The following is a 21,529-nucleotide window of genomic DNA, read 5'->3' as shown; positions in this document are numbered from 1 at the left end:
CGCTGTTGATTATTGAGGGAGCACGAGCGTATGAAGTCGAATAAGTATGTTCCTGTTGGGATGTTGTTCTTGATTCTGGCAATTATCTTGAATGTAGTGTCAAATATCAGCGACCTGGTGCTTGGAATTCTCTACGGCATCTCAATAGCAGTATTGATTATTGGACTATTTAATAGTCGAAAATAGGTACTGCAACTGACAAAAGGGACCCGGCAGGCTATCCATCAGATAACCCGCCGGGTCCCTTCTTTATACCGTTATGCCCTTAGCTCTGTTAGCGGGTGGTGCGTTCCAGCAGCTGCAGCACGTTCTGGTAAGTGTGGCCGGTCGCCTCCGTCATGCCCTGCTCACAGGTGCGGTTTGCCGAAATGTATGCGGCAAACTGCTTCTGCTCGCTCAGCTCAGAAGCCTCAGCCTCCGTAGCGCTCGCAGTCAGCTCCGGGTGCAGCATACCGCGGTCACCCGCATAACCACAGCAACCCCAGTGCTTCGGCACGTACACGTCGTCACTCATCGCGTTCGCAATCTTCTCAAACGCAGGCTGAGTACCCAGGTGAGTCATGGAGCAGGTCGGGTGCAGAGCAATCGACGGCAGGGGAGCAGACACAGTCAGCTTGTCCAGCATGTTGTCCGCGGCGAACTGAACCGCGTCGTACATGCGCAGACGCGAGTAGTCCGGCTCGCCCGGCTTCAGGCCGTTCACGATCTTGTGCTCAAGTGCCTTAATAACCTTCTCGCGCATCACCTCAAGGCCCTCAGTACAGGACGAAGCATCACACACGACCGGCAGGCGGCCACCGTCAGTAGCCTCCCACAGGGACTTCAGCACACGGTCACTCATAATCGAGTAGCCGTCAGTGAAGCCCTTCGACTTCCACGGGGTGGAGCAGCACATCTCACCAATATTGTCGGGGATGCGGTACTTCACGCCCGCACGCTCGCACAGGCGGATGAACGCCTGGGTTGCGTTGACCGGGTCGTGCTTGCCGTCGCCATCCACACCGCCGAACATGGAGTTCACGCAGGCGGGGAAGAACACAATCTCAGCGGTTGCGTCCTTGTGCGGCTTACGTGCCGGGCCACCGACCGGCAGGTCCTTCTTGTAGGAAGGAACCGTGTCGTCGCCCATGACCTTACGGGCAATGTTGGTGGTGCCGTGCACCACGGGGAACGGCAGCTTCTTAGCCACAGTCAGGGACTTACCGGCAACCTTATCCATGATGCCCCACTGCTGTGCGGCGATCTTCCAGCCGGTAGCGGCCAGCTTGTCCTGGTTCTCAGAACGCAGGCGGCGAATCAGGTCACCGGTGTTGATGTTCACGGGGCAACGGGTCTGGCACATGCCGTCCACAGCACAGGTCTCAATGCCGTAGTACTCGTACTCCTTACGCAGGCGCTCGGCCAGCTCGTGATCGCCGTTCGCCTCAGCGGCAGCAATCTCACGGCGCAGCACAATACGCTTACGGGGGGTCAAAGTCAGGTTGCGGGAGGGGCAGACCGGCTCACAGTAGCCGCACTCCACACAACGGTCGACTTCTTCCTCAACGGTCTCAGCGACCTTCAGATCGGTCACGTAGTCGGTGCCCGGCTCAACCAGCAGAACGCCGGGGTTCATGAAGCCCTTCGGGTCAATGAGGCGCTTAATCTGGCGCATCACGTCGAAGAGTTCCTCACCGAACTGGCGGCTCACGAACGGCGCCATGATACGGCCGGTACCGTGCTCAGCCTTCAGCGAGCCGTCAGCGGAAAGGATCAGCTGAACCATTTCTTCGGTGAAGTCGCGGTAGCGGTCCAGCTGCTTCGGGTCGCGGAACTGCTCGTTCAGCATGAAGTGGATGTTACCGTCCTTCGCGTGACCGAAGATCACGGAGTCCTGGTAGCCGTGTGCGTCGAACAGCTTGGTCAGGTCGCTACAGGTGTTACCCAGAACCTCAACAGGAACAACCACGTCTTCAAGCAGTGCGTTAGTGCCGGAGCGGCGGTTACCCGCAACGGTGGTGTACAGGCCGCGGCGTGCCGCCCACAGTGCGTTACGCTCAGACAGCTTGCTGGTCATCGACACCGGCGAAGCCACCGGCAGGCTCTTAAACATGGGTGCTGCAGCGGCAGCCAGGTCGCTCAGCTCCTGCTCGGAGTTGCCCTGGAACTCAACCAGCAGGGCGGCGTGGTCCTTCACGTCGATGGCGGCGAGCGCCTCCGCAGCCTGGCCGGTACGCTGAGCCACACGAATACTGGTGGCGTCCATCAGCTCGACGGTAGCGAGCTTGTTAGCAACCAGTTCGGGCACAGAGCGTGCAGCATCAATCAGGTTGTCGAACACGAGCAGGCCGGTGGAAATGTTCTTCAGAATCGGCAGGGTGCGGTAGGTAGCCGAAGCAACAAAACCGAGGGTGCCTTCCGAACCAATCAGCAGGTGCTGCAGAATGTCCACGGGGGTTTCAAAGTCGACCAGGGAGTTCAGGCCGTAACCCATGGTGTTCTTCATGGAGTACTGCTGGCGAATCTTCGCCATGGATTCGGGGTTCTCAAGCACGCGCTTGCGCAGGCGCAGCAGGCCCTCGTGGAGTTCAGGTTCGAGGGAGCGCAGCTTCTGGTCGGCGTCCGGCTCGGCGGTGTCGATGATGGTGCCGCTGGGCAGCACTAACACCATGGAGTCGAGGGTGTTGTACGTGTTGTACTTGGTGCCCGAAGACATGCCGGAGGAGTTGTTCGCGACCACGCCACCGATGGTGCAGGCGGACCAAGATGCCGGGTCGGGGCCGAGCTTGTAGCCGTAGGGTGCCAGGTAGTTGTTGACCATCATGATGGTCGCGCCGGGCTGCACACGCACCTTCTTGCCGTCTTCAAGGACCTCAATTTTCTTGAAGTGGCGGCGGGTGTCAATCATGAGGCCGTCGCCGCTGGACTGGCCGGAGAGGGAGGTGCCGCCGGAACGGAAGGTCAGCGGCAGGCCGAGGTCGCCGGCTGCGCGGAAGATGTTGGCGACGTCTTCGGCGGAGTCGGGGCGGATCAGGCCGGCGGGCACGAGCAGGTAGTGGGATGCGTCGTGTGCAATAGCGAGGCGTTCGAGTTCGGAGACGCTGGATTCGACGGCTTCTGCGCGTGCATCGGAAAGTAGACGGTTGAGGGTGTCCGCATAGGGGGACTTGAGTGCTTTGGAAGTGTTTGACACAACGGTGGTCATGATGAATCTCCTTAGTGAGACTGTCTTACCTTTCAGTATGTGCTCTTGAACACCGTCTTTTCCGCTTAGCTATGGCTAAGCTTGGCGACTACTTGTCACCATAAAGGGGGTGGGTTATACACCGTGCTGATGCGGTGGTTTGCCGCGTATTTGCTGGCTTTCCGGGGAATACGCCCGGGCCTACGGAGGCGCACCCGTCACATTCTGAACGCCGCGGCTGCCCTTAGGCACGCCCGCCGAGGGCCGTAACATTCCAGCTAGCAGTACTATCAGAAGTCACCACACCACAAAACAGGGGAGAACCCGCCGAAGCACGCACCCCCAAATCCTCCACAAACACGCGCCCACCCGCAGGCACACTACGCTCCTTACGATCCACACCCGCACAATACACCGTCATCTTCACACCCGAACGGTTCTCCACCGCAACCGAACCGCCGCCCGATTTCGACACAGTATCGTGCACAAAACCGCGGCGTAAAGACCGCCGCCTAAAGGTCACAGTGCAACGAAATAGAAACGCAAACGCAACGGCGTGGAGTATCATTCACACTATGGATAAGGCAGAACAGAACCAGACAGACAACACGGTAAAGAACGGCACAGCACCCAATACCTCGGGGAATACCTCGGGCAATATTCCGGGGAACAGCCCGGTGGGTGCGTCTGCGCGCCCTGAAACTGTTGCATCTGAAACTACCGCATCTGAAGCCGCCGCTGAGAATACCACGAAGGCTGGTTATACCCAGTCGGCACCGGCAGAATCCAGTGCCGCCAAAACTAGTGCTGCAGCAAGTAGCCCCGCAGAGGCTACCGCCCCCGGCATGGAGGCAGTACAGGTTGATGCCGTGCAGATTGATAGCGCCCGCCTGGACAGCACCCACTCCGTCTACTCCACCGACCTGGACCCCGACGACTACGAAGAGGTCGTCGAAGAATACGCCACCACCGACGCGCCGGACGGTACGCACCGCGAGGAGCGTCGCATCACCCGCACCACGCATCACCCGCACGGCAAGGGCGACCAGAAAGCGGGCACCCAGGGTAACCCCGATGGTGACGCCGAGATTATTGATGTAGGCGAACCCGAAACGCACACCACGACCATTCGCACGGTCACCCGCACCGTCACGGACCCGCCGCGTCGCACTCCGCGAACCCGCCTCTTCCGCACGCTCAGCAAGTACCGCGGCGAGAAGAACCTGGCCGCGTGGGAAGACCGCACTTCCACGCCCATGTTCGTGGCGTCCGTGCTGTACCTGCTCGCGTTCGCCGCGCCCATCATGAGCACGCGTATTCAGGAGCCGTACGACGGGTACCTCAACATCATTCAGATGATTCTGTGGGGCCTCTTCGCCGCCGACTACTGCGTGCGCCTGTACCTGGCGCCGCGGCGACTCTACTTCATCACGCACAACCTGATGAACCTGGCCATCGTGCTGCTGCCCCCGTGGCGTATTGTCAGCTTCCTCGCCATGATGCACCTGACCACCAACCGCCAATACAAGAGGCTCTCCGAACTGGGGATGAAGCTCTTCGGCTACACCGCGATCTTCATCATCATGTTTGCCCTGTCGATCTATTCGGTGGAGTCCTCCGAGCCGGGCGCGATGATTCGTGACCTGCCCACCGCCTACTGGTGGATGTTCACGACCCTCACCACGGTCGGCTACGGAGACGTTTACCCGGTCACCGGTATCGGCAGGGTCATCGCCGTGATCGTCATGCTGTACGGCGGGGGCTTGGTCGCGGTTGCTACCGGTGCGCTCGCGAGCTGGATTATCGAAAAGTTTGGTGGCAGGGAGGAGCAGGAGTACCCCGCAACCAAGGCTGACGTGGACGATCTTCGCCAGGAGATTTCTGAGTTGCGTGCCCTGCTGGCTCGTGAGTATGCGCGCCGTGAAGCCCGCGACTACACGTTGCGTGAGGTCGTGGATGAAGACGGTGTGCACCCGGTTCCTTCGGATGCGGAGGCGGCACGCCGCGCCGGTTTCGGTACCGCTGGGTTTAGCGCTACTGGGTTTGCCGCACCGGGTGCTTCTGCAGATGCTCCAAACGCCGCACCTGCTGAGGAGCCCGGTGAGCCTTCGACCTCTCATGAGGTCGCTGTGCGCGAGCAGGAGCCGGTCGCCCTGCTGGAGGAGACCCGCCAGACGTTCACGATTATTCGCGAGAAGTTCTCGTTGCGTTCCCGCAAATAATAGGAGTCTGCGAATAGTAGCCCGCGAACAGTAGCTGGGCTGCGGCAGCGCGGATATAAGTGCAGATATAACAGTTCAGTTGAGGCTTGGCGCTCAAACCCACACCGCGTACCCGTTGAAGCGGTGGGTTTGGGTGCCGAGCCCACGCGAAGGCAAGACGAAGGCAAGAAAATTGCCATCCACGCCACCGTGCGGGATATTTCGCCTTGTCGAGGCAAAATTAGCCCGCGCGGAGTGCAAATTGGGGCTCGTGTGCGCGAAAAACCCCTCAACTTAAAATCTAATGTGACCAAACTATCTTTTAAAAATGACCGCTACTGGTGAAACTCCTAGCCAGAGCCTATAAACTATCTACCGTGCCGGTTATCGAACGCCCTGTAGCCCAACGCGCTACGGGGTTTCGTTATATCCCCACCTCACTCACGGGGAGGCACCACTCAACTCACAAACTCACTCAAACACATACTCTGTTAGGACACGTTCGTGGCACCTAAGTCCACTCTGAGCGCGCTCGCACTACTCGGCGCGCTCTCCCTCACCGCGTGCGCATCTGCGCCGAATAATGCCTCCGCAAGTGCGGTTGTTGACCCCGCAGCTTTTGAAACCGCCGAGCCCAGCGCTGTTTCCGCCCCCGGCGACGACAGCACCGGAGTCAAGGCGGCGGTTATTACCTCGCATGACCCGTCGATTCACCCGACCGCGACCCAGCCCACTGAGACCCCCGCGCCGGACAACACGAGTAACCAGGAGCCTGCCGCATCCGCCGCGACGGCTGTTCCCTCTTCTGTGCTCGCGACTCGTTCGACTGCGAGTGCTGACGGCACATGGGTTCAGCAGGATTCCACCAACCTCGAGAACTACATGGACGCAGTCATTCACGACGGCATTATCGAGGTCACCTACCACCTGAACCACGAAGAGCTGGCAACCCCATTCTGGGTCGGCACTTTCGAGGCAAAAGACGGCAACTTCAGCTACATTTCGCACGTGGACCGCGCGAAGCTGAGCCGCGCACCGTACGCCTCCGATAAGGAAACCAAGGAATTCGTCATGGAGGACGGCGTGCTGAGCTTCCCCATGACCTATGAGGGAGCCACCCGCATCATTCACCTGGAAAAGCAGCACAGCTAAGCGCGCTGCCGGGGGAGCCATCTCATATCTGGCACGCATGACGGACGGGGCGTTCCCGTTGCCGCGTGCGGGTTATAGAATGGGACTATGAGCGAGAACACGACCCCCGAGCATGGCACCGCAGCCTCGGTGCAGGATTCCTTCGAGCTGCCCAGCGCACCGGATCAGTTCCAGCGCCTGTGGACCCCTCACCGCACCGCCTACGTGAGCGGTGGCCAGAAGGACTACACCGAGAAGACCTGCCCCTTCTGCACTGCGCCCAGCCGCAGTGACGAGGAGTCGCTGATTGTGCACCGCGGCGAGCATGCCTTCGTGATTCTCAACCTCTACCCGTACAACCCCGGTCACCTGCTGGTCTGCCCGTACCGCCACATCCCGTTCTACGATGATGCGACCGAGGCAGAAACCATGGAGATTGCGCAGCTGACCCAGCTCGCCATGAAGGTTCTGCGCGAGGTGTCGCATAATGACGGCTTCAATATCGGTATTAACCAGGGCAAGGTTGGCGGCGCGGGCATTGCTGATCACCTGCATCAGCATATTCTGCCGCGCTGGAGTGGGGATACGAACTTCCTGCCGATTATCGCTCACACCAAGACCATGTCCCGCACGCTGGACGATATGCGTGTGGCCATCGCGGAGGGGTTTGCCCGCCTCAGCTAGATGGCGTGGCTCATCCGTCAGATAGTCCGGCTGAGCGGCTTGGTGATTTTGAAATTTTGCACTAATTGCTTCAATTTGCCAGCTAGTGCACAGAAATTCTGCGTCATAAATGCGCAGATTGGGCAGTCGATGCGTATTTGAATGATGTTATGTCCATTGGATATGGCAAAGTTTTAAATGCAGCGACGCTGCGGGGAAGCTTCCGGCTTCCATGAACACCGCATAGCTCACCGAAAAATAGCGGTCACCGATCGCTTTCGGGCTTGGCAGGGTAAGCGCCCTGCCTCAACCACAGAGGTCAGCGCCTCAGCTGAGAACCCACCCCGTCGTGCGTGAACGCACGGCAACACTGCGAGGGGTGCGGATCAGCGTGAAGGACGCTGGCCTCTTTTTGTGTTCTGCGGATGCGCGTGGCAGATGCGTGTGGGGGCGAGCGCGCCGGGAATGTGCGGAACGTCTAGGGTGAGCCCGCCGGTCGTGCCACGAACCCGCCAGACCCGCTAGATTTGCCAGCACTAGATGTACCAGACCCGCTAGAGTGGAATGCTATGGACTACCCCAACCTGCTTGAGACTGCTTTCGACGAGTTTTCTGCTGCGCCTGCCGCTGGTGATTCTGCAGGCGCGCCGCAGCTACTCATCTGGAGGCAGATCCGCTGGTCCAACCGCCGCCCGCTCATTGAGGTGGAACCGGTCGTGCCCGGAGGGGTCGCTGAAGGAGCTCATAACCGGGCATCTCAAGCGGCGGGGGCGCCCCATATGACGGGGGAGAGCACCCCTAACCAGGAAAGAAGCCTCGCGCAGCCTGGCGTTCCGAGCGGGGTTCGCATCCAGATTCCGTTGACCCCCGGCGCCTACCTGGGGTTGCGCATTCCGCGCGATAGCGAAGGGGAGCTGTACCGCTACTGCGCAGGCTACACCACCGGCACGAGCAATGACGCCGCCCCCGAGGCTGGGGGAGCCTCCGCCGGAATCCGCCGCGTACCCTGCCCCGAAGGCACCCGCATCCACCGTGGCCAGCAGTGCCCGCGTTGCACCGCCCGTGACGAATTTACCGCCCTGCACAGCGCGCACCTGTACCCCGGAACGCTCACCGAATCCATGCGCGCCTACGCCATGCTGGAGCATCGCCTCTACATCGCGACCTTCCCCGACGGCACGCACAAGGTCGGCACCAGCTCCCTACATTCGACCCCGCGCCGCCTGGATGAGCAGGCGGTCGCCACCGCCACCTACATTGCGCTCGCACCCGACGGCCTTGCCATTCGCCGCGCCGAGGACGCCGTGACCGCCCTCGCGAAGATTCCGCAGGTCAAGCAGATGGCGAGCAAGTACCGCGCCTGGACGAACCCGCTGCCCGGCGCGCAGCTTCGCACCGCCCATCAGGAGGCGGTCGCCCGCGCCCGCGAAGCGCTCGCCGAACTGGCGCGCACCGACTCGGAGGTGCCGCTCACCGCCCTGGATGAGCCGTGGATTCCGTCGCTTGCCATGAACCGCCCGTATGCGGTGTTGCGTGCGCAATCGCCCGAACCTCTGGCACCCTGCGATTCTGGTCTGGAGAGTGGGGCGGCTGGCTTCTTTTGTACGGGTGCGGCGGGTCAGTTTTTGAGCGCCCACACCGGCGATGCTGACGCGGCGTTCCTGGTGAATACTGCCGCGTGGCGGAATGTACTCGTGGAGCCTGCGCAGGAGTTCACGCGGGTGAGGGTGCAGGGTTCGCTGTTCTAATACCGCCGTCTGCCGCCCCGTCCGGCATGAGCGAACGAGCCGGGCGGACCATTCAGCCGCTGGCGTGCGTGTACTAAAATGGTAAGCATGTCCAAACCCCTCATTCGTCTTCTCGGCCAGGGCGTACGCGCCGCGACTAAGCTTCGCGGCGGCGGCTCCGCCTTCCCCGGCCTTGTCATGGAAAAATTGCACCCCGACTTCGTCGCTGAAGAGCTCGCGAAGCTGCCCTACGGCGTGGTTGTTGTCTCCGGCACGAACGGTAAGACCACCACCACGAAGATGGCTGTGCAGCTGCTTGAAGCTCAGGGTCTGAAGGTTTTCACTAACCGCACCGGTTCGAACTTTGTGCGCGGTGTCGCTGCGGCACTGCTGGGCGAGATGACCCTCGGCGGCAAGCTTGATGCTGATATTGCTGTGCTTGAGCTGGACGAGGCGCACGCCGTGCACTTCGTGAAGGCAGTCAAGCCCGATTACGCTCTGCTGCTGAACGTTCTGCGTGACCAGCTGGACCGCTTCGGTGAGATTGACACGACCCGCCGTATGCTGGCGACTGTCGCCTCCGCAACGACCGGCACCGTGGTGCTCAACCGTGAGGACCCGCGCATCCGCTCCCTCGCTGAGAACGTGCAGCCTGGCGTGACCGTCAAGTACTACGGCCTGGATGAGTCCCTGCGTTCGTACTTCCCCTCGGACGATGAGATGCGCGGCGGCACCGTCGCGAAGGCAACCCTGCCCGACGCAGACGTCACCCTGACCGCTTTCTCCGGCACCTCCGCTACGTTCGACCTGGCGGGTGTGGAGCGAGTCGGCGAGATTAACCTCTACGGCATTTACAACATCTTCAACGCGGCTGGCGCTATGGCGCTGACCCGCGCCGTCATGGGCGAGAAGCTCAACGAAGATAAGCTCATCGCGGAGCTGGCGAAGATTACCCCCGCCTTCGGCCGTGGTGAGACTCTGAACGTGAACGGCCGCCCGCTGCAGCTGCTGCTGGTGAAGAACCCGAGTGGTTTCCGCCTGTCCCTGGCGAGCGCAAACGCTGACGACTACGCCACCATGATTACGATTAACGACCAGTACGCTGACGGCCGTGACGTGTCCTGGCTGTGGGATGTCGACTTCGATAGCTTGCAGAAGACCGGCGTGCAGATGGTTTCGGGCGTGCGTGCCTGGGATATGGCGCTGCGCCTGGAGCATGACGGCGTGAAGGTCGATGAGGTCAACGAGAACCTCGCCGATGCGCTCAAGCAGTTCATTGCTTCCAGCGGTACTGCGCCCATGCGTATTTTCTGCACCTACACCGCAATGCTGGCTCTGCGTGAAGAGCTCGCAAAGATTACTGACGTTGAGAGGGTCTCCTAATGACGGCAACTCACACTTTTGAGGGCACCCCCGCCTCCGGCCCGAATAACGGTAAGACTCTGCGCATCCTGCAGCTGTACCCGCTCGACATGAACATTTACGGCGACTGGGGCAACACTCTGGCGTTGGCTCGTCGCGCGCAGGCACACGGCTTTGACGTGCAGATTCTGGACCACAACCCCGGTCAGCCCTTCCCCGAGGACGTCGACATTATTCTGGGCGGCGGCGGCCAGGACTCCGGTCAGTCCGTGATTCAGGATGACCTGCACGCGAACGGTGACACCCTGCGCTCGCTGGCTGAGGACGGCGTGCCCATGCTCGTCATTTGTGGCCTGTACCAGCTGTTCGGCAAGGAATTCCGCACCCGTGAGGGTGAGGTGCTGAAGGGTATCGGTATTTTTGATGCGCACACGGTCGGCGGCGATGACCGCCTGATTGGCAACATTGTTGAGGAGTCTGCGGAGTTCGGCACCGTCATCGGTTTCGAGAACCACTCGGGCCTGACCTACCTGGGTTCCGGTTGCACCCCGCTGGCTACCGTCACCAAGGGTGAGGGCAACAACGTGACCGATGCGCATGAGGGTGCGCGCGTGCACAACGTGATTGGCACCTACCTGCACGGTTCACTGCTGCCGAAGAACCCGAAGATTTCGGACTACCTGATTGAGCAGGCGGCAAAGCGTAAGTTTGGCGAGTTCACGCCGAACACGATTGACGACTCGCTGGTGGAGAAGGCGCGCGCTTCGGCTGCGTCTCGCCCCCGCTAGCATCCTATTCCGGGCGGTGGCGTGCACTTTTTGAGGTGGTGTGCGCCTCCGCTACGGTATAGTTGATTGAGTTATAGTACAGTGCGCGGGGCGTTTCGCCGTGTCCGTGCAGAGGTTTTGACTAAGGGAGATACGAATGTCGGGTCACTCTAAATGGGCGACTACTAAGCACAAGAAGGCCGCTATCGACGCTAAGCGCGCGAAGGCTTTCGCGAAGTTCATTAAGGCAATTGAAGTTGCAGCACGTATGGGCGGCGCTGATATTGCTGGTAACCCCGCTCTTGACCTTGCTGTGTCGAAGGCGAAGAAGAACTCCGTTCCTAACGACAACATTGACCGCGCAATCAAGCGTGGCGCTGGCCTGACCGGTGAGACCATTGACTACACCGAAATCATGTACGAGGCACGCGGCCCGCAGGGTACTGCTCTGTACATTGAGTGTCTGACCGATAACCGTAACCGTGCAGCTTCTGAGGTTCGCCTGGCTGTGACCCGTAACGGCGGCACCATGGCTGACCAGGGTTCGGTTGCGTTCCTGTTCGAGCGTAAGGGCGTTGCTGAGGTCACCAAGACTGACGGTCTGACCGAGGATGACGTTCTGATGGCTGTCCTGGATGCAGGCGCTGAAGAGGTTCTGGACGAGGGCGACGTGTTCACCGTTGTTTCCGCAGCAACCGACCTGCCCGAGATCCGTAAGGCTCTGGACGAGGCTGGTCTGCAGTACAACAACGATGACCCGGTCTTCCGCCCGACCATGCAGGTTGACCTGGACGCTGACGGCGCTAAGAAGTTCCTGAAGCTGGCAGACGCTATTGAAGAGCTCGACGACGTTCAGAACGTCTACTCGAACGCTAACGTCTCTGACGAGGTTATGGCAGAGCTGGAAGCTGAGTAATCACTCGGATTCTGATATCTGATGCTTGAAGAAGCCGCTCCTTTAACCGAGCCGCCGTAGGGTGGCTGGTTGGGGGAGTGGCTTCTTAGCGTCTTGGGCTATTTTGGGGATGCGCTGGGTACTTTTCGCGGGACGCGCGGTGACCGTGCGTGCGGTGACTGTGCTCGTTATGACCGTTCTCGTGGCACGCCCCGGTACCGGGTGCTAGGATTCTGAAGGGCTAGAATCTAGAGATTCTATAGGGAGTTTGTCGAAAGGGGAGATGATGGCCGCCGCTCAACCTGCCGCACGCGATAGCATGCGCGAGAACCGTACCGCCGCCGCTGTGGAACGTGTGCCGGGTGCGACCCGCATCATGGGTGTTGACCCGGGTCTGACCCGCTGCGGCTTCTCCATGCTCGATATGACCGCCGACCGTAAGGCGCACTTCGTGAACGTGGGTGTTGCCGGCACAATCCCGGCGGAGTCCCTGGACCAGCGTATTCTCTGGATTTTCAACGCCGCCTCCCACTGGCTCGACACCTACAAGCCGGATGCCCTGGCGATTGAGCGTATCTTCGCTCAGGAGCAGGTGAACACGGTGATTGGTACGGCGCACGCTTCGGGCGCGGTGATTTCTGCTGCGGCGATGCGCGGCGTGCCGGTGTTCTTCCATACCCCCTCGGAGGTGAAGGCGGCGGTGACCGGTAGCGGCCGCGCGGACAAGGCGTCGGTGGGCCGCATGGTGACCCGCATTTTGGGGCTGGATTCCATGCCGAAGCCCGCCGATGCTGCCGATGCTCTGGCGATTGCGATCTGTCACGGCTGGCGTGGCGGCGGCATTGGTTCGGGTATCAACATGGCGGCCCAGACGCAGACTCACCAGGGTTCACGCCCGGCGCAGGCGCGCCGTGGCGGGTCGTTGACTCCGGCGCAGCGTGCCTGGATGGAGGCGGAGGCGCGTGCTCGCCGCTAGAGATGCCGCCGCTAGAGGTGCCTTCGTGGGCCTGTGTGCCGTTTCCTGCTGGCTCGTATGTATTCGCTAAGAAGTTCGAATATATGCTTGATTTCAGAAGAAATATTCTAATATACTTGTAGTGTCTCCCCGTTGAACTGGGGGAGTGCGTTCTGTGGGTGCCGGAGTGTCCGGTGCCCTCACACTGCCGCGAGCCTGATTCGGGGCGCGGTGTTGAAAGGTGGAGAGAAATGATTGCATCCCTGACCGGTCGTGTGGCTCAGGTGGGCCTTGATCATGTGGTGATTAACGTGAACGGTTTCGGCATGCTCGTGTACGCTACCGCGCGTACTCTCTCCAAGCTGCGCACCGGTGAGGAAGCTACCGTGCTGACCACCATGATTGTGCGTGAAGAGTCGATGACTCTGTACGGTTTTTCGGAGCCTGCCGAGCGTGAAGTGTTCGATATGATGCTTTCGGTTTCCGGTATTGGTCCGCGTATTGCTCTGGCGGTGTTGAGTGTTCACACTGCCGCTGAGGTGGAGCGCGCCGTGGCGACCGGTGACGATAAGGCGTTCACGAAGGTTCCCGGTATTGGCCCGAAGGGTGCCCGCCGTATTGTGCTGGAGCTTGCCGGCAAGCTGATTCTCAGCGATGGCCAGACTGATGAGTTGCCGCTGAGCCAGGGCATTGTCTGGAAGCCGCAGGTGCTTGACGCTCTCACCTCTCTGGGCTGGAGCGAGAAGGACGCTTCCGCCGCTATTGACGCTTACGTGCAGCACAACCCTGCCGCAGAGACTGAGCCGGTGGGTGTGGCTCTGCGTGGTGTGCTCGCCTCCTTGGGTACTCAGAACACGGTGGGCCGCCACTAGACGGCGCGCCCTATTCGACGTATCCCACTCAAACTTTTGTGAAAGAAGAATTCTATGAGCCAGAATCCCTATGAGCCGCAGCCCGCGGCGTCCCTGGTTTCCGGCGGGTATTTTCCCGGTCAGGTGCCCGGCACTCAGGCGTCTTCAGCTCCCGCCCAGCGCCTGGTGGCGATGGAAGAAGAGCCTGAAGAGAAGATGATTGAGGCGGCACTGCGCCCTAAGTCCCTGGATGACTTTGTGGGTCAGCGCCGTGTGCGTCAGCAGCTGTCCCTGGTGCTGGAGGCTTCGAAGATGCGTGGCCGTAGCGCCGACCATGTGCTGCTGTCGGGCCCTCCCGGTCTGGGTAAGACCACTCTCGCGATGATTATTGCGGCAGAGATGGAGGCGCCGCTGCGCATTACCTCCGGCCCGGCGATTCAGCATTCGGGTGATTTGGCGGCGATTCTGTCTTCGCTGACTCCCGGTGAGGTTTTGTTCCTGGATGAGATTCACCGTATGAGCCGCCCTGCTGAGGAAATGCTCTACATGGCGATGGAAGATTTCCGTGTGGACATTGTGGTCGGTAAGGGTGCGGGTGCGACTTCCATTCCGCTGGAGCTACCGCAGTTCACTCTGGTGGGTGCGACGACCCGTGCGGGTCTGCTGCCCGGTCCTCTGCGTGACCGTTTTGGTTTTACCGGTCACTTGGAGTTCTACTCGGTGGAGGAGCTTGAGCTGGTGCTGCGCCGTAGCGCGGGTCTGATGGATATGCAGATTACCTCCGAGGGTTTCACGGAGATTGCCGGTCGTTCCCGTGGCACGCCGCGTATTGCGAACCGCCTGCTGCGTCGTGTGCGTGACTGGGCGCTGGTGAACGGCGTGGACCGCATTAACGCGACCGATGCCGCAACCGCGTTGGACATGTACGAGGTGGATTCGCGCGGCCTGGACCGTCTGGACCGTGCCGTGCTGGAGGCGCTGATTCACAAGTTTGGAGGCGGCCCGGTGGGTCTGTCCACCCTCGCCATTGCGGTGGGTGAAGAGACGGAGACCGTGGAGACGGTTGCCGAACCGTACCTGGTGCGTGAGGGCCTGATCGGTCGTACCCCGCGCGGTCGTGTGGCTCTGCCCGCGGCGTGGGAGCACCTCGGCTTGGAGGCCCCGGAGATGCAGCTCTAGACCCGCATCAGCTGATAACACAGCAGTAGCCCGTGGGAGGTATCAGTCTCCCGCGGGCTTCTCTGTAGCTTCTTCTGGGAACAGAAAATTACGCCGAGAGAGTCCAAAACTCAGGTTAACCTCACAAAAATGCTGGTTCGGAGCGCTAAAGCTCAAGCTCTCGCGTAGGATGGATACGTACTGTATCTACGATTCCACACCTTCTGGTACGCTCAACCCTCGCGGTGAGCGGCACGGGTGCGGATGTGAAAGTGAGACCATGGATTTTAACCTCCTGATTATGATTGCCATGATGGCGCTGCTGGCTTGGATGATGTTCTCCGCCCAGAAGCGTCAGCGTAAGCAGATGGAGGAACTGCGCGCAATGCAGCAGTCTCTCGTCCCCGGCACCCAGGTGATGACCGGTTCGGGTATCTACGGCACCGTCGTCAGCACCGACCTCGATAACAACAAGCTGCAGCTTCAGATTGCGGACGGTGTTGTTATCACCCTGGCAGTGAACGCGATTATGGCTGTCGTCGAGGAGGAAGCCCCCGCAGCGCCCCTGACCGAGGACGTGTACGAGGCTACCGCATCCGATACCTCTTCTGATACTGCTAAGTAATTCAGAGCGTATGAGCCCGGCGCCCAGTGAGCGGCGTCGGGTTTTCGCGTTACGGAATCTGTAGAACACTCAATACTATTCATACGAAGAAGGAACATTATGGCTAAGCGTTCACCGCTTGCAGCCGCGCGAGGGGCGCTCCTCTCGATGGTCCTGCTCATGGTTGTTATGGCTGCCGGTATTTTCGGCACCACCTACGCGGGAGGTTCTTGGGCACCGAAGCTCGCCCTGGACCTTTCGGGTGGTACTCAGATGATTCTTTCTCCGAAGGTTAACGGCTCTTCGGATGAGAACGTCTCCCAGGAGCAGTTGAACCAGGCGGTTGAGATTATTCGTCAGCGCGTTGATGGTGCTGGCGTTTCGGAGGCGGAGGTTACGACCTCTTTCGGTTCGGGTAATAATGTGGTTGTTTCGGTTCCCGGAACGATTAGCGCTGAGACTCGTCAGCTGATTCAGGCGTCTGCAAATATGACGTTCCGCCCGGTTCTTGTAGCTGGTGCCGGTACTGCGGTGGCTGAGGATGCCCGCACTGCGGACGATAAGCTGCCCAAGCCCTCCGCGGAGCCGACTGATGGTTCGGACCGTAACTGGATTACTGCGGACCTGTACAAGCAGTACGAGGCGAAGGACTGCACCGCGGCACGTAATGAGGACGCCGATAGTGCGGACCCGACTAAGCCGATGGTGGCGTGTTCCACTGACGGTCAGGAGAAGTACATTCTGGGTCCTGTGGAGCTGAGCGGTAGCGATATTTCTACCGCAAGCCACTCGCAGGAGACGACCGGTCAGGGCGTGACTACGGGCCGTTGGGCTGTGAACATTCAGTTCAACGATGAGGCTCGTGAGAAGTTCCAGAACATTACTTCTCGCCTGAACGCGATTCGTGCACAGAACGCAAATGATCCGCGTGCCCGCTTCGCGATTCTGCTGGACGGCAAGGTGCTGTCTTCCCCGGTGTCGCAGGCTGTGATTTCTGACGGTAAGCCGCAGATTACCGGTAACTTCACCGAGCAGGAGGCGAAGGCTCTCGCCGATCAGCTCAAGTACGGTGCCCTGCCGATTAGCTTCACAATCCAGTCGGAGCAGCAGATTTCTGCGACCCTGGGTTCGGAGCAGCTGCGTGTGGGTCTGCTGACCGGCCTGATTGGTCTGCTGCTGGTGTTCGTGTACTCGCTGTTCCAGTACCGTCTGTTGGGCTTTGTCACGATGATGTCGCTGGTTGTGGCTGGCATCATCTCGTATGAGGCGATTGTGCTGCTGGGTTGGGCGTTGAACTACCGCCTGTCCCTGGCTGGTGTGGCGGGTCTGATTGTGGCGATTGGTGCTACGGCTGACTCGTTCATCGTCTACTTCGAGCGTATCCGTGATGAAATCCGTGCGGGCCGCACGATCCCGTCGGCGGTGAACCACGGTTGGCAGCGTGCATCCCGCACTATCCTGGCGTCGAAGGCTGTGAACCTGCTGGCTGCTGTGGTGCTGTACGTGGTGTCGGTCGGTTCGGTGAAGGGCTTCGCGTTCACCCTTGGTTTGACTGCGATTGCTGACCTTGTGGTCGTGTACCTGTTCACCCACCCGATGCTGACTCTGCTGGCGAATACCCGCTACTTCGGTGAGGGTCACCGCCACTCGGGCTTGTCGCCTGAGTCGCTGGGCGCTACGCCGCTGTACCGTGGTGCCGGTCGCCTCCGCACCCCGGAGGAGAAGCAGCTGAGCATTGCTGAGCGTCGCCGTGCAGAGCGTGCCGCCGCTGAGTCTGACGAGTCTGCTTCTGATGAGAAGAAGGAGAGCTAAGCATGGCTACCGATGTGAAACCTAATGCTTTTGCCCGCTTCGGTAATGACCTGCATTCGGGCGCCCGCTCGTACCCCTTCGTGGGTAAGCGCCGCCTGTGGCTGCTGCTTGCGGCTGTGCTGATGGCGGTTTCGGTTCTGATTCCGGCTGTTGGTGGCGGCTTCAACCTGGGTATTGATTTCCGTGGCGGTTCGGAGTTCGTGGTCTCGAAGACCGCGCACGTTGATACTGCTACGGGTGAGCGCATTATTCACGAGAAGGCGAAGGACGCTTCGGATGTTCGCGTGACCAATATTGCGCCGGGTACGATTCGTGCCCAGATGAGCAAGCTCAGCGATGATGAGACTCTGCAGGTAAAGGCGGCTCTGCAGGAGGCGTACGGCGTCTCTGAGAATGACGTGACCTCCTCGTTTGTGGGCCCGACCTGGGGTGCGGATGTGACCCGTCAGGCCTTCTGGGGTCTGGTCGCGTTTGTGGTGCTTGCGCTGATTGGTATGGCGTTCTACTTCCGCACCTGGAAGATGTCGCTGGCGTCTATTGCGGGCCTGTTCTTCACCGTGGTGGTGACGGTTGGCCTGTACGCCGCGTTCGGCTTCGAGATCACTCCGAGTGCAATTATTGGTTTCTTGACGATTCTGAGCTACTCGCTGTACGACTCGGTGGTGGTGTTCGATAAGATCCGCGAGAACACCGAGGATGTGCTGGAACGCCGCGACACGACCTTTGCCGAGCAGATTAACCTGGCGGTGAACCAGACCCTGGTCCGTTCGATTAACACGGCTATTGTGGGTGTTCTGCCGGTGGGCGCGATTCTGTTCATTGGTGCGTTCATCCTGGGTGCGGGTACTTTGCAGGACCTGTCCCTGTCGCTGTTCGTGGGTATTCTGGTGGGCATGTTCGGCACGCTGTTCGTGTCTGCGCCGCTGTATGCTTCGCTGCGTTTGGGTGAGCCTCAGATTCGTGAGCACACCGCGAAGGTGGAGAGCGGCAACTTCAAGGACGCTGAGGATGCTGACGAGGCTGAGGGCGACTCTTCGGAGGAGCCCGCCGAGGCTGAGAAGGCTGCGAAGCCCAGCAAGGCAGCTAAGCCCGCGAAGTCTGAGGAGTCTGCTGACAAGGCGACCGAGGACGAGAAGGCAGCCGAGAAGCCCGCTAAGAAGCCGGCACGTGCAACCATTGAGATTCACCGCGTGAACCTGAACGGTTAGCCAGCGTTCCGCCAGCGCTACTGGCGCTGCTAATGATAGGGGAGTCGATACCGAAAGGTGTCGGCTCCCCTTTAGCGTGCCCAATTATTTCCTAAACAACGCGCTCTGGTGTGTTAAAACGTCGCATAGTTTGGCGCGTTCCAGACCGCTGGGTAGGATAAGAAGTGAAGATACTGTGCGCTCGCGTTTGAGCCTGCTGATAGCTGGTTTGGCCGGTATAGCCCTCAATGATGAGGAACCTGAGTGTGCGGCTGATTATCTTGAGCCCGAAGGAGCCCGGAATGAGTGCAGAACCTGCCGTGAACACCAACGCTGAGAACCCTGCAGGGACCGCCGAGAAGCCCGCGGTTCGGCCCGCTGGCCCGATTCCTCTGCCTGAAACTGATTCGTCTGATGCGAAGAGGAAGCGCGGCTCGCACCGCGTCATGGCTGCTGGTGGACGTGTGCCGAACCGCCTGGTTTTCGGTAGCCGCAGCAGCAAGATGGAGGCGTCCGATTCGCACGGCGGTACCATCCGTTTCTCCCCGATGATTGCGCCGGTCGTGCGTGCGGTGCGCCGCTACCACCCGGACGAAGACATCCAGGTGCTGCAGCGCGCCTACGAGGTGGCGAACCGCTGCCACGAGGGTCAGAAACGTAAGAGCGGCGACCCGTATATCACCCACCCGGTGGCGGTGACCGCGATTCTTGCGGAGATGGGTGCGACCGGCCCCGTGCTCGCCGCCGGCCTGCTGCATGACACGGTGGAAGACACCGACTACACGATGGAGCAGCTCACCGAAGAGTTCGGTGAGGAGGTCGCCTACCTGGTCGACGGCGTGACCAAGCTGGACAAGATGACCTACGGCGAGAACGCCTCCATCGAGACGATCCGCAAGCTCGTGCTGTCCATGAGCAAGGACATCCGCGTGCTGCTCATCAAGCTTGCCGACCGCCTGCACAACGCGCGCACCTGGCGTTTTGTGCCGCAGGCTTCTGCCGCGAAGAAGGCAGAAGAGACACTGAAGATTTACGCGCCGCTCGCGCACCGCCTGGGCCTGAACACAATCAAGTGGGAGCTGGAGGACCTGTCCTTCGCCGCCATGAGCCCGGAAATTTACGCCGAAATGGTGCGCATGGTCGGCGAACGCACCCCCGCGCTCGAAAAGTTCCTGAATGAGGCGCGCACCAAGATTACGGAGCGTCTGAAAGAGGTGGGCATCGACGCGACCGTGACGGGCCGCCCGAAGCACTACTACTCGATTCATCAGAAGATGAAGACGAAGGGCCGCAGCTTCGACGAGATTAACGACATCCTCGCCGTGCGCATCATGGTTGAGGAAGAGGCGGAATGCTACACCGTGCTCGGCCACGTGCTGTCCCTGTGGCCGTCGATGACCGGCCGTTTCAAGGACTACATTAAGAACCCGAAGAACAACAACTACCAGTCGCTGCACCTGACCGTGTACGGCCCGGGTAACCTGCCGCTTGAGATTCAGATCCGCACCTACAAGATGCACGAAGAAGCTGAATACGGTGTGGCGGCGCACTGGCGCTACAAGGCGGCGTCGCGCGGCGAGAAGGTCGCGGCTCGTGGCGTCGCGCCCGCAAAGGACCCGAAGGAGCCGGGCACCCAGACCTCGGCGATGATGAACGTCGGCATCCTGCAGTCCATCGCGGAGATTTCGAACTCCAACCCGGAGTCGGAGAAGTTCTACGAGTCGCTCGCGGACACCCTCGACACCGACGAAATCGTCGTACTCACCCCCAACGGCGAGGCAATCGCCCTGCCCAACGGCTCCACCCCCGTGGACTTCGCCTACGCCATCCACAGTGAAGTCGGCGACCGCACGGTTGGCGCGAAGGTCAACGGCCGCCTCGTGCCGCTGCACACGGTCCTGCCTACCGGCGCGACCGTGGAGATTATGACCACGAAGAACGAAGACGCCGGCCCCAGCGAGGACTGGCTGAAGTTCGTTCGCTCCTCGCGCGCTCGCACGAAGATTCGCCAGTACTTCGCGAAGGAACGCCGCATGGAGGCGCTACTCGCCGGCCGCGAGATGCTCACCAAGAGCATGCGCAACAGTGAGCTGCCGCTGCAGAAGATGATGAGCCCGGAGATTATGACTCAGGTGGCTCAGCTGCTGCACAAGAACGATGTGGCGTCGCTGTACCGTGCGATTGGTGAGCACGAGATTGCGCCGAAGCAGGTCATTGACACCCTCGTTGAGGTGCACCGCGGCGACGAGCCGGCGCCCGAGGTTGAGGTCAGCGACTTTGACGAGACGCTGCTGAAGTCGACCCGCAAGGCGATTGGCGATAATGGCGTGATTGTGCCGGGTGCTGAGGGTGTGCTGACGAAGATTGCGCGTTGCTGCACCCCGGTTCCGCCGGATGACATTATCGGCATTGTGACCCGCTATAACGGTATTTCGGTGCACCGCCGCGACTGCCCGAACATGCGTAACGCTGACGAGGAACCGCGCGTGACCACGGTCGAGTGGGCGTCTTCGCCGACCGCTACGTACCGTGTGCAGATTCAGGTGGAGGCGCTGGACCGTAAGGGCCTGCTGAGCGACCTGATTCGTGCGATTTCTGAGTCGGGCGTGAACATCCTGGATGCGCGCGTGCACACCTCGGAGGATCGTACCGTGGTGGACCGCTTCGCCCTGGAGCTGGGTGACCGCTTCATGCTGGAGCACGTGCTGAACGTGGTCCGTAACGTGACGGGCGTGTACAAGGCGTACCGTCTGACGGGCGCGAAGCCCTCGGAAGCGTAAGCTCTTTAGAAATATCCTTCATGTGTTGATTTTGGGGTGCTGGTTTTTGTACTCTGGAGTTAACCGTTCGGCCCGCTACTCTTGATGGAGTAGACGGGCCGGATTTCTATTTTCTGGTCTTTACGTTGAGAAGCCACATGTGTTTCGAAAAGCCACTTCTTTGGTGGCTTCTCGAAACACATGTGGCTTTTCGCCGTCTATGGGGGAGGGCGGGGCTCCTTCGATAGGTTAGTGTCTTCACTACGGGTTAAAGACCCGCGGCGAAGACACTAA

Annotated in this window: 16 protein-coding genes; 14 read left to right on the top strand and 2 right to left on the bottom strand. The window is 60.4% G+C overall.

The genetic code is table 11. The features are described 5' to 3' along the window. Positions 1-274: 274 nt before the first annotated feature. Both HMPREF3055_RS06055 and HMPREF3055_RS09225 read right to left on the bottom strand, forming a co-directional pair. Positions 275-3,184, bottom strand: coding sequence for an FAD-binding and (Fe-S)-binding domain-containing protein (locus HMPREF3055_RS06055; RefSeq protein WP_070738517.1), 2,910 nt, complete (start codon positions 3,182-3,184; stop codon positions 275-277). Between the two features lie 223 nt (positions 3,185-3,407). After that, positions 3,408-3,638: a hypothetical protein gene (locus HMPREF3055_RS09225; RefSeq protein ID WP_141758476.1), complete on the bottom strand. Its 231-nt coding sequence runs from the start codon at positions 3,636-3,638 to the stop codon at positions 3,408-3,410. A gap of 100 nt (positions 3,639-3,738) precedes the next feature. On the opposite strand from HMPREF3055_RS09225, the gene HMPREF3055_RS06050 reads away from it, so the two are divergent. From HMPREF3055_RS06050 to HMPREF3055_RS05985, 14 genes are all read left to right on the top strand, one after another. Continuing rightward, entirely contained in the window at positions 3,739-5,385 is a 1,647-nt protein-coding gene (locus HMPREF3055_RS06050) for a potassium channel family protein (RefSeq protein ID WP_070738515.1), read from the top strand. Positions 5,386-5,868: 483 nt separating this feature from the next. Next, positions 5,869-6,516, top strand: coding sequence for a hypothetical protein (locus HMPREF3055_RS06045; protein WP_070738513.1), 648 nt, complete (start codon positions 5,869-5,871; stop codon positions 6,514-6,516). Positions 6,517-6,603: 87 nt separating this feature from the next. Further along, positions 6,604-7,179, top strand: coding sequence for an HIT family protein (locus tag HMPREF3055_RS06040; RefSeq protein ID WP_049350129.1), 576 nt, complete (start codon positions 6,604-6,606; stop codon positions 7,177-7,179). A gap of 548 nt (positions 7,180-7,727) precedes the next feature. Continuing rightward, positions 7,728-8,906, top strand: a complete 1,179-nt coding sequence (locus HMPREF3055_RS06035) for a hypothetical protein (RefSeq protein ID WP_070738511.1) — start codon at positions 7,728-7,730, stop codon at positions 8,904-8,906. A gap of 78 nt (positions 8,907-8,984) precedes the next feature. Continuing rightward, positions 8,985-10,268 carry a Mur ligase family protein gene (locus HMPREF3055_RS06030; RefSeq protein ID WP_070738509.1) on the top strand — a complete coding sequence of 428 codons (1,284 nt, stop codon included), beginning with the start codon at positions 8,985-8,987 and terminating at the stop codon, positions 10,266-10,268. Then, positions 10,268-11,035, top strand: coding sequence for a type 1 glutamine amidotransferase (locus HMPREF3055_RS06025; RefSeq protein ID WP_070738507.1), 768 nt, complete (start codon positions 10,268-10,270; stop codon positions 11,033-11,035). Before HMPREF3055_RS06030 ends, HMPREF3055_RS06025 begins: the two co-directional genes overlap by 1 nt. A 136-nt stretch (positions 11,036-11,171) precedes the next feature. Continuing rightward, entirely contained in the window at positions 11,172-11,930 is a 759-nt protein-coding gene (locus HMPREF3055_RS06020) for a YebC/PmpR family DNA-binding transcriptional regulator (protein ID WP_070738505.1), read from the top strand. Between the two features lie 298 nt (positions 11,931-12,228). Further along, entirely contained in the window at positions 12,229-12,885 is a 657-nt protein-coding gene (gene ruvC, locus HMPREF3055_RS06015; protein WP_049362705.1) for a crossover junction endodeoxyribonuclease RuvC, read from the top strand. 230 nt (positions 12,886-13,115) lie between these two features. Next, positions 13,116-13,736, top strand: coding sequence for a Holliday junction branch migration protein RuvA (gene ruvA, locus HMPREF3055_RS06010; RefSeq protein ID WP_049350132.1), 621 nt, complete (start codon positions 13,116-13,118; stop codon positions 13,734-13,736). A gap of 171 nt (positions 13,737-13,907) precedes the next feature. Beyond that, positions 13,908-14,894: a Holliday junction branch migration DNA helicase RuvB gene (gene ruvB, locus HMPREF3055_RS06005; RefSeq protein ID WP_210399384.1), complete on the top strand. Its 987-nt coding sequence runs from the start codon at positions 13,908-13,910 to the stop codon at positions 14,892-14,894. A 259-nt stretch (positions 14,895-15,153) separates the two neighbouring features. Beyond that, positions 15,154-15,498, top strand: coding sequence for a preprotein translocase subunit YajC (gene yajC, locus HMPREF3055_RS06000; protein WP_070691685.1), 345 nt, complete (start codon positions 15,154-15,156; stop codon positions 15,496-15,498). Between the two features lie 99 nt (positions 15,499-15,597). After that, on the top strand, positions 15,598-17,289 hold the full coding sequence (gene secD / locus HMPREF3055_RS05995) for a protein translocase subunit SecD (protein WP_070738501.1): 1,692 nt from the start codon (positions 15,598-15,600) through the stop codon (positions 17,287-17,289). Between the two features lie 2 nt (positions 17,290-17,291). After that, positions 17,292-18,497, top strand: a complete 1,206-nt coding sequence (secF, locus tag HMPREF3055_RS05990; protein ID WP_070738499.1) for a protein translocase subunit SecF — start codon at positions 17,292-17,294, stop codon at positions 18,495-18,497. 281 nt (positions 18,498-18,778) lie between these two features. After that, on the top strand, positions 18,779-21,256 hold the full coding sequence (locus HMPREF3055_RS05985; RefSeq protein WP_070738497.1) for a RelA/SpoT family protein: 2,478 nt from the start codon (positions 18,779-18,781) through the stop codon (positions 21,254-21,256). Positions 21,257-21,529 lie beyond the last annotated feature (273 nt).

The sequence above is a fragment of the Rothia sp. HMSC061C12 genome, from assembly GCF_001815755.1.
Taxonomy (GTDB): domain Bacteria; phylum Actinomycetota; class Actinomycetes; order Actinomycetales; family Micrococcaceae; genus Rothia; species Rothia mucilaginosa.
This window is presented reverse-complemented; position numbering and strand designations above follow the sequence as displayed.

What these genes read in the sequence shown, in the direction of transcription:
- HMPREF3055_RS06055 (WP_070738517.1), bottom strand. Translation starts at nt 3,184, where the DNA reads ATGACCACCGTTGTGTCAAACACTTCCAAAGCACTCAAGTCCCCCTAT.
- HMPREF3055_RS06050 (WP_070738515.1), top strand. Translation starts at nt 3,739, where the DNA reads ATGGATAAGGCAGAACAGAACCAGACAGACAACACGGTAAAGAACGGC.
- HMPREF3055_RS06040 (WP_049350129.1), top strand. Translation starts at nt 6,604, where the DNA reads ATGAGCGAGAACACGACCCCCGAGCATGGCACCGCAGCCTCGGTGCAG.
- HMPREF3055_RS06035 (WP_070738511.1), top strand. Translation starts at nt 7,728, where the DNA reads ATGGACTACCCCAACCTGCTTGAGACTGCTTTCGACGAGTTTTCTGCT.
- HMPREF3055_RS06030 (WP_070738509.1), top strand. Translation starts at nt 8,985, where the DNA reads ATGGTAAGCATGTCCAAACCCCTCATTCGTCTTCTCGGCCAGGGCGTA.
- HMPREF3055_RS06025 (WP_070738507.1), top strand. Translation starts at nt 10,268, where the DNA reads ATGACGGCAACTCACACTTTTGAGGGCACCCCCGCCTCCGGCCCGAAT.
- HMPREF3055_RS06020 (WP_070738505.1), top strand. Translation starts at nt 11,172, where the DNA reads ATGTCGGGTCACTCTAAATGGGCGACTACTAAGCACAAGAAGGCCGCT.
- ruvC (WP_049362705.1), top strand. Translation starts at nt 12,229, where the DNA reads ATGCGCGAGAACCGTACCGCCGCCGCTGTGGAACGTGTGCCGGGTGCG.
- ruvA (WP_049350132.1), top strand. Translation starts at nt 13,116, where the DNA reads ATGATTGCATCCCTGACCGGTCGTGTGGCTCAGGTGGGCCTTGATCAT.
- ruvB (WP_210399384.1), top strand. Translation starts at nt 13,908, where the DNA reads ATGGAAGAAGAGCCTGAAGAGAAGATGATTGAGGCGGCACTGCGCCCT.
- yajC (WP_070691685.1), top strand. Translation starts at nt 15,154, where the DNA reads ATGGATTTTAACCTCCTGATTATGATTGCCATGATGGCGCTGCTGGCT.
- secD (WP_070738501.1), top strand. Translation starts at nt 15,598, where the DNA reads ATGGCTAAGCGTTCACCGCTTGCAGCCGCGCGAGGGGCGCTCCTCTCG.
- secF (WP_070738499.1), top strand. Translation starts at nt 17,292, where the DNA reads ATGGCTACCGATGTGAAACCTAATGCTTTTGCCCGCTTCGGTAATGAC.
- HMPREF3055_RS05985 (WP_070738497.1), top strand. Translation starts at nt 18,779, where the DNA reads ATGAGTGCAGAACCTGCCGTGAACACCAACGCTGAGAACCCTGCAGGG.